At 43.6% G+C, this 10,273-nt stretch carries 6 protein-coding genes, 7 tRNA genes and 1 rRNA gene; 2 read left to right on the forward strand and 12 right to left on the reverse strand.

Going from position 1 to position 10,273, the window contains the following annotated elements; genetic code table 11:
* Positions 1 to 46: 46 nt before the first annotated feature.
* Positions 47 to 1,411 carry a Wadjet anti-phage system protein JetA family protein gene (locus tag NCY30_RS02640; RefSeq protein WP_022415250.1) on the reverse strand — a complete coding sequence of 455 codons (1,365 nt, stop codon included), beginning with the start codon at positions 1,409 to 1,411 and terminating at the stop codon, positions 47 to 49.
* Positions 1,412 to 1,596: 185 nt separating this feature from the next.
* Here NCY30_RS02640 and NCY30_RS02645 point away from each other — a divergent pair, with 185 nt between their 5' ends.
* A complete protein-coding gene (locus NCY30_RS02645; protein WP_022415249.1) occupies positions 1,597 to 2,334 on the forward strand; it encodes a hypothetical protein in 738 nt (245 codons plus the stop codon).
* A gap of 36 nt (positions 2,335 to 2,370) precedes the next feature.
* Here NCY30_RS02645 and NCY30_RS02650 read toward each other — a convergent pair whose 3' ends face one another.
* Positions 2,371 to 2,898: a spore maturation protein gene (locus tag NCY30_RS02650; RefSeq protein WP_022415248.1), complete on the reverse strand. Its 528-nt coding sequence runs from the start codon at positions 2,896 to 2,898 to the stop codon at positions 2,371 to 2,373.
* 185 nt (positions 2,899 to 3,083) lie between these two features.
* Here NCY30_RS02650 and NCY30_RS02655 point away from each other — a divergent pair, with 185 nt between their 5' ends.
* Positions 3,084 to 3,704: a hypothetical protein gene (locus NCY30_RS02655; RefSeq protein ID WP_022415247.1), complete on the forward strand. Its 621-nt coding sequence runs from the start codon at positions 3,084 to 3,086 to the stop codon at positions 3,702 to 3,704.
* A gap of 49 nt (positions 3,705 to 3,753) precedes the next feature.
* On the opposite strand, the gene NCY30_RS02660 is transcribed toward NCY30_RS02655, so the two are convergent.
* From NCY30_RS02660 to NCY30_RS02705, 10 genes are all read right to left on the reverse strand, one after another.
* On the reverse strand, positions 3,754 to 4,911 hold the full coding sequence (locus tag NCY30_RS02660) for an AI-2E family transporter (protein ID WP_022415246.1): 1,158 nt from the start codon (positions 4,909 to 4,911) through the stop codon (positions 3,754 to 3,756).
* Positions 4,902 to 7,469, reverse strand: coding sequence for a cation-translocating P-type ATPase (locus tag NCY30_RS02665; protein WP_173788010.1), 2,568 nt, complete (start codon positions 7,467 to 7,469; stop codon positions 4,902 to 4,904). The genes NCY30_RS02660 and NCY30_RS02665 overlap by 10 nt, the downstream gene beginning before the upstream one ends.
* A gap of 458 nt (positions 7,470 to 7,927) precedes the next feature.
* Positions 7,928 to 8,000: transfer RNA gene (locus NCY30_RS02670), tRNA-Lys, on the reverse strand.
* Between the two features lie 21 nt (positions 8,001 to 8,021).
* A tRNA-Phe gene (locus tag NCY30_RS02675) sits at positions 8,022 to 8,094 on the reverse strand.
* A gap of 23 nt (positions 8,095 to 8,117) precedes the next feature.
* Positions 8,118 to 8,191 (reverse strand) — tRNA-Met (locus NCY30_RS02680).
* Between the two features lie 26 nt (positions 8,192 to 8,217).
* Positions 8,218 to 8,290: transfer RNA gene (locus NCY30_RS02685), tRNA-Thr, on the reverse strand.
* 17 nt (positions 8,291 to 8,307) lie between these two features.
* Positions 8,308 to 8,389 (reverse strand) — tRNA-Tyr (locus tag NCY30_RS02690).
* Positions 8,390 to 8,406: 17 nt separating this feature from the next.
* A tRNA-Val gene (locus tag NCY30_RS02695) sits at positions 8,407 to 8,479 on the reverse strand.
* A 7-nt stretch (positions 8,480 to 8,486) separates the two neighbouring features.
* Positions 8,487 to 8,560, reverse strand: a tRNA-Asp gene (locus NCY30_RS02700).
* A gap of 74 nt (positions 8,561 to 8,634) precedes the next feature.
* Positions 8,635 to 10,273, reverse strand: a 23S ribosomal RNA gene (locus tag NCY30_RS02705); the annotation flags it as partial.

Raw genomic sequence — 10,273 nt, forward strand, 5'->3', positions numbered from 1 at the left:
TTCATCACTTTTCTTTCTGTTTTGCATTACAAATTATTACACACTATTACGCCCGTCTCTTCACGAATCTTAATGCCGGATACCGGTATCCGTCCTTTTCCACCATCTCCGGTTCTTCTTCCAGCACCATATATCTGCTGTTCTTACGTGTACTGTAATCATAAGCCAAAATCAATTTTTCAAATTCTTCCTCATCCGCAATATTAATCTTCGACGCATCCATCACTTCATCTTCCATATTATTCTCGATGAATTCTTCGATCTGCTTCTTGCTGAACCGCATCTGGATCCGGTTCAGTCTTAAGATATCATCCTTATCCAGATCTCCCGTCGTCTCATCCGGAAGGAGCTGGCTGATGAAGTCTTTTCTGGATTTTCTTCTCTTATATAAAGACTTCTCCGACAGAATTTCCAGCAGCGACAGATTCATGCGCTTTCCGGTCTCTGTGATGATCTCTTCCATCTGATCCGGATCTTCCGACATTTTATTCAGAAGCTGTACCACCAGACCTTTCGTATCTGTCTCACCGCTTAACAGATAATTCATCCTCGTTACCGTCGCACGGACGTACTTCGTATGTTCCTTATCCATATTAGCGATTCTGTGCTCAATATCATCAAATCCCCGCTCGATCAGATCCAGCAGATCCAGTACATCATCCTGATTATCTCCAAGCATCTTCGACCGCGCCTGTACCTTCATGATAAATGCCTCATCATCCCGGATCTCTCTCAGACATTTCTTAATATCCATCTTATAAATGTAAAAGTTATCCGACGTCTTCAGAATATGATACTTCTTCCACACGATCTCTTCTACATAGCTGTCCAGATGCTCTCTTAAAATCCCGCTGTACGAATCCTGCTGTAAAAGTTTTGCAAAAAACTTGTTCATGTTATGAAGCATGTCCTGCAGTGCCTTATTCAGCCGCCTCGTATTCACCAGTGCCGTCCTCAAAAGCCCGATACTCGCCCTCGGATCATTGCGAAATGCATACAGCGTCGCATACACATTCTGGATATAAATATCCGTCTCCGACGCATCTTCCGAATTCAGCTTTTCAAATGCATCGATCATCACCGCCGCATAATCCGGAATGACAATATTCGTCACTAGTGTATTATAATCCTCGATACGCTTCAGCCATCCTGCCCGCAGAAGCCAGTTTAATATCCTTGATGACGGCGTCTCCAGCATATCAAAATCCGTATCATTTTCCTCCCGCTGTAACTCAAACCGTTTCTTCGCATTCATATCACTTAAGATCTGGATACACACCTCTTTCGTCAGGAAATAGTTATTATATTCGTATTCTTCATTAATACATAAAAGTGCTTCAATATAAATATCCCGGTTGACCGAACGGAACAGACTCCAGAACGTATCCGGGATTTCATTCATTAACTGCATCTTGTTTTCCTCCAAATGATTCCTTACAATTTTAACATTTTTAAGGGCTTTTTTCTACTGCAAGTTATTTTCCGCCGTTTTATACACTCTTTATTTGTTTTTTATCTTCATAGCTGATATGATAAGATAATAAAGATAAAATAAAAGACAACATACAATATAGGAATGAATACGGAGGTAAAATCATGTCCGAAAATATAGAAAAAGCAGTACCGACAGAAGAATCACCTAAGACTAAGGAATCTGAAACTAGCGCACCTGCTGCCACTGACAACGTTGTGCTTTATCCTGTTGCTGATATATCTGCTTCGCAGGAAACTACAGACACTGAAACGGCTGCTTCTAAGGAATTTACCGACCCCCAGAACACAGATAATCAAACAACTATCGACAGCAAAACTACCGACGGTAAAGCTGCCGATAACGCAGACAACTTCAGTGACACCCGAAATACAAAAGAATTTTCGAAAAAAGATGCGGAAGAAGACGAAGACCTGGAAGAAGACTTTTACGAACAACAGGAAAAATCCCGCTCCAAAGATGAACATCCGTTCCGTGAGTTCTTCTCTAATTTCCGTTCCAAACGCAAGATCGAGATGAACCGCGATGAGCAGATCCTTTCCCGCATCAGCGATGAAGATCTGATGGAATATCTCCGTATGGAACAGAAACGTATGGAACTCCTTCAGCAGGCGAAAGAAGTCCGCGAAAAAAGATTCTGGACCACATTCCAGCTCTTTATCTGTCTGTTATCCGTTATCCTTGTTATTTATTTTCTGAAGGATAACCCGGTAATATTAGTCTCGATCCTTTACACGGTCGGAATTCTCACTGCTCTCCGCATATGGAGCAAATCCCAGAACAGAAAAGACCACAGAGACAAAAAAGATTCCTCAGATTATCATAAGAAACCCTGGGAATAATTACATTTTCCCGTGACATTTTACCACATCACACGATCATGTCATCATACCCGCCAGCACTACGCTGGCAGTCACACCAGCCAGAGTTGCAAGCAGCGCACCCGTCAATGTATAGCGCATCTTCGTGACTCTGGCTGTCATATAATATACACTCATGGTATAAAAGATCGTCTCCGTACACGACATACTGATCGATGCAATCCGTCCGATATACGAATCTGTTCCATATTCTTTAAAAATGTCCAGCAAAAGTCCCGTCGCCGCCGATGAGGAGAACATCTTTACCACTGTAAGCGGAACCAGCTCTCCCGGAAAACCGATTCTGTCCGTAAATCTCCCGATTCCATTTGCAATCAGTTCAAGGAAGCCGGACGCTCTCAATATCCCCACCGCCACCATTAATCCGACAAGTGTCGGCATAATCTTGATCACTGTCAGAAACCCCTTCTTTGCACCTTTAATAAACGTATCGTATACCGGAACTTTCATTAACAATCCATAACCTACAATCCCGAAGATTACCAGCGGGACTATGAAATCTGTAAGATATAACAATATTTGCATATTAACATTCCTTCTTTAAATTATCCTCTTACAGTTTATTCTATTGGCTTGTCATATATTAATATATAACTGAGATTGGTGCAATTTCCGGCAGCCCCTTACAAACGCATGGCGATTTATACCGTCATATTTTCCACACTGTTTGCATATTATACTTCAGATATCCACATACAGGAGTCTCACTTATGCTGAACTACCTCTGGTCTTTTATGATTCTTACAGGCATCGTATACGCCGCATTCACAGGCCGGATGCCCGATATTACCAATGCAGCACTTGATTCATCCAAAGAAGCCATCTCACTTTGTATTACCATGATCGGTGTCATGTCTTTTTGGGTAGGACTAATGGAAATTGCTTCCAAAGCCGGAATTATCCCGGCCGCTTCCAGAAAGATCCGGCCGGTCATTCGTTTCCTTTTTCCAAATCTTCCCGCCGGTCACCCCGCCGAAGAACCGATTACCACCAATATAATCGCCAATATCTTAGGTCTTGGCTGGGCCGCCACTCCTGCCGGATTAAAAGCAATGGAAGAATTATCGAAATTAGAAGAACAGCGCCGCAAACATCTGGCTCCCGGTATCTCCCGCCCTGCCGGAACAGCAAGTAATGAAATGTGTACATTCCTGATCATCAACATTTCATCTCTTCAGCTTATTCCGATCAATGTTATTGCTTATCGGAGTCAGTATGGAAGCGTTAATCCTGCTTCTATTATCGGAGCCGGTATTGTATCAACCCTGATCAGTACCGCCATTGCTGTCATCTACTGTAAATTGAAAGAACGATCACGTTTTCAAAACTGATATCCTCTTCATCCACAATAAATGATCACATTCACAAAGTTATCCCCATTTATAAAATATCCTGTGGATAAATATTCTTTTGTCGTAATTTAATGTAGACAACTTCACGGAACAGTGCATATACCACCGACATCAACGGAATAAATATCAGCATTCCGACAATTCCCATCAGACTTCCGCCAACACTCACTGCTGCCAGCACCCAGATTGACGGAAGTCCAACCGAATTTCCCACTACATGTGGATAAATCAGATTCCCCTCAATCTGCTGAAGTACCAGAAACAACACAATGAACATCAACGCCTTAAATGGACTCACCATAAAGATCAGAAACGCCCCGACCGCACATCCGATAAATGCTCCAAAAACCGGTACCAATGCCGTAAATGCAATCACAATTCCGGTCAACAGTGCATATGGCAGTCTAAACAGTGTCATCGTGATTACAAACATTGCTCCAAGGATCAAAGCCTCCACGCACTGTCCCGTCAAAAAGCCAGAAAATGTCTTATACGTCAGAGCCAGCACTTCCAATACAGCTTCTGCTCTCCCCTTCCTGACAAACGCAAATAATACTTTTTTCGCCTGTCTTCCCAGTTTCTCTTTCTGCAGCAAAATATAAACTGCGAATACAAATGCAATAAAAAACGTTCCCACTGCACCAATAATATTTTTTGCCGTATTAATGGTAGTCTCCAGCACACTTCCCGCTCCGTTTTTCAGAAAGCCTGCCGCCGCTTCCATAATTTTATTCCAGTCAAATTCCAGGTTGTTCACGACATTCATAATTTCTTTATTATTATGGAACCAGTGATCTGCCCACCCCTGCACCTGCGGGATAAACTCCTGAATACTCTTTCCCAGATTGGCAAATGTTCCTGCCAATTGCGGAAGCAGCCCGAATATTATCATTGCCAGAATTCCGGTTACACCGGCAATTACAAGCATCAGACTGATTCCCCTGGCATATTTTCTTTTATATTTTTCAGAAATTTTTCTCTCTGTAAATAATTTCCGTTCTACAAAGTTCATCGGTACACTTAAGGCAAATGCAATCGCACCGCCAAGCAAAAACGGATATACTATATTTAATACAAATTGAAACGCACTTATCACAACATCAAATTTCCACAGACAGACAATCAGTACTGCCGTAAATATGATCAATCCCCTGATCTGCTTCACTGTCTCTTGTTTTAATTCCATTTTGTCTTTCCCTTCAAATACTTCAATCCCTGAATCACAGGAAGATTCAGAAATGCAAGACCATATACTGTCATCAGCTGCGTCATATTTAACGTAACAACCTTAAACATGGCATGTAATCCAGGAATTGTAAGAACACCCGTGATCAGAACAGTACCTAAGACAAATGCTCCGATCAGATATTTATTATTAAAGAATCTCTTTGAGAATATTACCGGCTTATCGTCTTTGCAGTTAAATCCATGTACCAGACGGCTCATACACAATGTTCCAAACGCCATCGTACTTGCCAGAACTGCACCCTGTCCTCTGTATCCGATCAAGAATGCTGCCATTGTCATAATCCCGATGCACAGACCTTCGGTTCCGATATTCACCAGATATGCTTTCGTAAGTATTGACTCATTCACAGGTCTCGGTTTCTGATCCATAACCGCTTTAGAATGCGGTTCCATACCCAGCGCAATTGCCGGCAGGCTGTCTGTCAAAAGATTAATAAACAACAGATGTACCGGGGCAAAAGGCACCGGTAATCCGGCCGTTGCTGCATACAGTACCGCAAGAATTGCTCCGAAATTTCCGGATAATAGAAATTGAATTGCATTTTTAATATGCTGATACAGATTTCTTCCATTTTCCACTGCCTTCACGATCGTTGCAAAATTATCATCTGTCAGAACCATCGCCGCCGCATCCTTAGCAACTTCGCTTCCGGTCACACCCATTGCAACACCGATATCCGCCTGTTTTAAAGCCGGCGCATCATTCACACCATCTCCTGTCATTGCCACAATATTTTCCTTTTCCTGCCACGCACGGACAATCCTGATCTTATGCTCCGGAGAGACTCTTGCGTAGACCGAGATTCCCTCTACAAAGTCTTTTAAATCTTCATCTGACATATTTTCAATATCAGCACCTTCACAGGCTTCTGACTCATCCTTTAATATTCCAATCCTCTTTGCAATTGCCGCAGCCGTGACTTTATGATCTCCCGTAATCATAATCGGCCGGATTCCGGCATTCAGGCACTCTGCTACCGCAACCTGCGACTCTTCTCTCGGCGGATCCATCATTGCGATCATTCCGATAAATATCAGATGCTCTTCATCCTCTGTACCGATTTCTTTTTCCTCTTCCAGATGTTTATATGCAAATGCAAGAACTCTTAACCCTTCTCTGGAAAACTGCATATTCTGCATGGAAATATTCTTACAGTCAGAATCTGTCATCTTTCTTACAGTATTTCCAACTCTGATTCTGTCCATACGATCCAGTAATACATCTACAGCACCTTTTACGATCATTATATGATCAGCCGTTAACATCTTATCATCCTGAATCCTATGAGCTGTCGACATCAATTTTCGCTCACTGTCAAATGGAACCTCAGACAATCTCGGATATCGTTCCCTTACCTGCATAATCTCAATTCCCAGATTACTTCCGAGATTAATAAGTGCCGTTTCCGTAGGATCACCAATCTCCTGTCCGTCTGTATTCGTTGAATCATTACACAGGATACTGAATCTCAAAAGCAGTTTTTCATTTTCATTTTTCAGATTAATTTTTCCGGCCGGTATTCTCTTTTCATTTACATAATAATCCTCTACCGTCATCTTATTCTGCGTCAGTGTCCCCGTTTTATCCGAACAGACAATCGATACACTGCCAAGACCTTCTACCGCCTGCAGTTTTCGTATAATTGCATGTTCTTTTGCCATCTTCTGTGTTCCAAAAGATAATACAATCGTCACAATCGAACTAAGAGCTTCCGGTATCGCTGCAACTGCCAGCGCAACAGCAAACATAAACGCTGAACCAATAGATTCTCCCTGAAATACATTTACCCCAAATATTATGCCTGAAAATACAAGAATTAATATCGACAATTTTTTTCCGAAATCATCAAGATTCACCTGCAGTGGTGTGCGCTTTTCTGATGTATTCTTCATAAGATCTGCAATCTTTCCTACTTCTGTATTCATGCCGATTGCAGTCACTTCGTATCTTCCTCTTCCATACGTAACAAAACTTCCGGAGAATACTTTGTTCGTCTGATCGCCAAGTGCTGTTCCGACTGCGACTTCATCCAGATTCTTTTCAACTGCTATGCTTTCTCCCGTCAGTGCACTTTCATCTACCTTCAGACTTGCACATTCTATAAGTTTTCCATCTGCAGGTATACAATCCCCTGCCTCCAGTATTACTTCATCGCCAATCGTCACCTCTCTCGACGGAATCTGAATAATATTTCCATCTCTTGCTACTTTCGCTTCCGGAGCAGATAACTGTTTTAAACTGTTAAGCGATTGTTCTGCCTTTACGGTCTGCACCGTTCCAAGTATTGCATTCATCGTAATTACTACAAAAATAACAATCGCACTTTCTGCATCTCCTAAGATACCGGAAATCACTGCAGATATGATCAATATGATAACAAGAAAATCTTTAAACTGTTCCAGAAATATCTGCATGATACTTTTCTTTTTCCCTTCTACCAGTTCATTGAAACCATATTTTTCCTGATTCTCCCTTGCTTGTTTTGTTGTCAGCATATTTGTTCTCCTTTCTTTCTTTGGCCAATAACCCTTTTTAATTTTTGATATATCGAAAGTATACCTAGAATCTGCCACCGTCAACTTGTATTACATGCTTTTGCTTTGGTATAAAAAAAGAGACTTTTATTGCATAAAAACTATGCAATAAAAGTCTCATCATTTCATTACGATACGGATAGCTCTTTTGCCATCGTACTGACGTCATCGTAAACATCTATATCTTCCATTCTTATATCTCTTTTATGAAATATATAGATGCCGATTACTCCCTCTTATTAATTATAATATAATCACTTCAATAAAATATGTCAATATATTTCAATAACAAAGTATGCAAGAAAAACTACCGGTTGCCAAAGCATCCGTAATGAACTGCCAGTGGCAGGTCATGTAGGTGGCAAGTTCTTTAAATAAAAAAAGAAGTAGTACTTATATACTACTTCACTCTCATTCCATGAGCGTGCGGGGATTCGAACCCCGGACAACTTGATTAAAAGTCAAGTGCTCTACCACCTGAGCTACACGCCCTTATTCCTTTCGCAAGGAAAATGCCCAGAACCGGAATCGAACCAGTGACACGAGGATTTTCAATCCTCTGCTCTACCGACTGAGCTATCTGGGCATACACACAATATTTTGTGCGAGTTGCGGGGGCAGGATTTGAACCTACGACCTTCGGGTTATGAGCCCGACGAGCTTCCAGACTGCTCCACCCCGCGATATTAAATTAAGTCTTGTGACTTAAAGCCGATGATCGGACTCGAACCGATAACCTGCTGATTACAAATCAGCTGCTCTGCCAATTGAGCCACATCGGCGAGTGCCTTACGGCTAATGGATGGAGGTGGATTCGAACCACCGAAGCAATTTGCAGCAGATTTACAGTCTGTCCCCTTTGGCCACTCGGGAATCCATCCATATTCTTTTTATTTGATGGGACCAATAGGGCTCGAACCTATGACCCTCTGCTTGTAAGGCAGATGCTCTCCCAGCTGAGCTATGATCCCATACAAACGACCCAGAAGAGACTCGAACTCTCGACCTCCGCCGTGACAGGGCGGCGCTCTAACCAACTGAGCCACTGGGCCATCTTTTGTTGTACCTATGCACCTTCAAAACTGCATATAAGAAATATTTTCTTTCATCCTACCTATCACCTTGCTTGGTCATGCCCTCGACCGATTAGTATCAGTCAGCTCCATACATTACTGTACTTCCACCTCTGACCTATCTACCTCGTCGTCTTCAAGGGGTCTTACTACTTACGTAGGGATATCTCATCTTGAGGGGGGCTTCACGCTTAGATGCCTTCAGCGTTTATCCCGTCCCGGCTTGGCTACTCTGCCATGCATTTGGTATGCAACAGATACACCAGCGGCCAGTCCATCCCGGTCCTCTCGTACTAAGGACAGCTCCTCTCAAATATCCTACGCCCACGCCGGATAGGGACCGAACTGTCTCACGACGTTCTGAACCCAGCTCGCGTACCGCTTTAATGGGCGAACAGCCCAACCCTTGGGACCTACTTCAGCCCCAGGATGCGATGAGCCGACATCGAGGTGCCAAACCACTCCGTCGATGTGAACTCTTGGGAGTGATAAGCCTGTTATCCCCAGGGTAGCTTTTATCCGTTGAGCGATGGCAATCCCACTTTATACCACCGGATCACTAAGTCCTACTTTCGTACCTGCTCCACCCGTCGGTGTCGCAGTCAAGCTCCCTTCTGCCTTTGCACTCTTCGAATGGTTTCCGTCCATTCTGAGGGAACCTTTGAGCGCCTCCGATACCCTTTCGGAGGCGACCGCCCCAGTCAAACTCCCCACCTGACATTGTCCCCCGACCAGTTCATGGTCGCTGGTTAGAAATCCAATACTGCAAGGGTGGTATCCCAACAGCGGCTCCGTGACAACTGGCGTTATCACTTCCTAGCCTCCCACCTATCCTGTACATGCAATACCGAATCCCAGTATCAAGCTGGAGTAAAGCTCCATGGGGTCTTTCCGTCCTGGCGCAGGTAACCAGCATCTTCACTGGTATTTCAATTTCACCGGGTGCATTGTTGAGACAGTGCCCAAATCATTACGCCTTTCGTGCGGGTCGGAACTTACCCGACAAGGAATTTCGCTACCTTAGGACCGTTATAGTTACGGCCGCCGTTTACTGGGGCTTAAATTCAAAGCTTCGCGTTACCGCTAACCTCTCCTCTTAACCTTCCAGCACCGGGCAGGCGTCAGCCCATATACTTCACCTTACGGTTTTGCATAGACCTGTGTTTTTGCTAAACAGTTGCTTGGGCCAATTCTCTGCGGCCAGCTCTCGCTGGCACTCCTTCTCCCGAAGTTACGGAGTCATTTTGCCGAGTTCCTTAACAATGCTTCTCCCGTCGGCCTTAGGATTCTCTCCTCATCCACCTGTGTCGGTTTACGGTACGGGCTTAAGTAAAACAATAGCGGCTTTTCTTGACGCATGGCTCACACACTTCCCTACTCTTAATTCGGTCCGCATCACGTCTTCGGATTGATGAACGGATTTGCCTATTCATCTCCTACCCCGCTTGCACCGGCTTTTCCATTTCCGGCTTGTGCTCTCCACACGTGTCCCCACAGTTCTGTTTACTTAAGGTACAGGAATTTCAACCTGTTGTCCATCGGTTACGTCTTTCGACCTGGCCTTAGGCCCCGACTTACCCAGAGCAGATCAGCTTTACTCTGGAAACCTTAGATATTCGGCCGGAAGGATTCTCACCTTCCTCTCGCTACTCATTCCGGCATTCTCTCTTCTATACAGTCCACAGCTCCTTA

Source organism: Dorea sp. MB18-49, assembly GCF_023669465.1.
Taxonomy (GTDB): Bacteria; Bacillota; Clostridia; order Lachnospirales; family Lachnospiraceae; genus Dorea_A; species Dorea_A longicatena.

Coding starts and splice junctions, on each gene's coding strand:
- NCY30_RS02665 (WP_173788010.1), bottom strand. CDS start 7,469: ATGCTGACAACAAAACAAGCAAGGGAGAATCAGGAAAAATATGGTTTC.
- NCY30_RS02640 (WP_022415250.1), bottom strand. CDS start 1,411: ATGCAGTTAATGAATGAAATCCCGGATACGTTCTGGAGTCTGTTCCGT.
- NCY30_RS02650 (WP_022415248.1), bottom strand. CDS start 2,898: ATGCAAATATTGTTATATCTTACAGATTTCATAGTCCCGCTGGTAATC.
- NCY30_RS02645 (WP_022415249.1), top strand. CDS start 1,597: ATGTCCGAAAATATAGAAAAAGCAGTACCGACAGAAGAATCACCTAAG.
- NCY30_RS02655 (WP_022415247.1), top strand. CDS start 3,084: ATGCTGAACTACCTCTGGTCTTTTATGATTCTTACAGGCATCGTATAC.
- NCY30_RS02660 (WP_022415246.1), bottom strand. CDS start 4,911: ATGGAATTAAAACAAGAGACAGTGAAGCAGATCAGGGGATTGATCATA.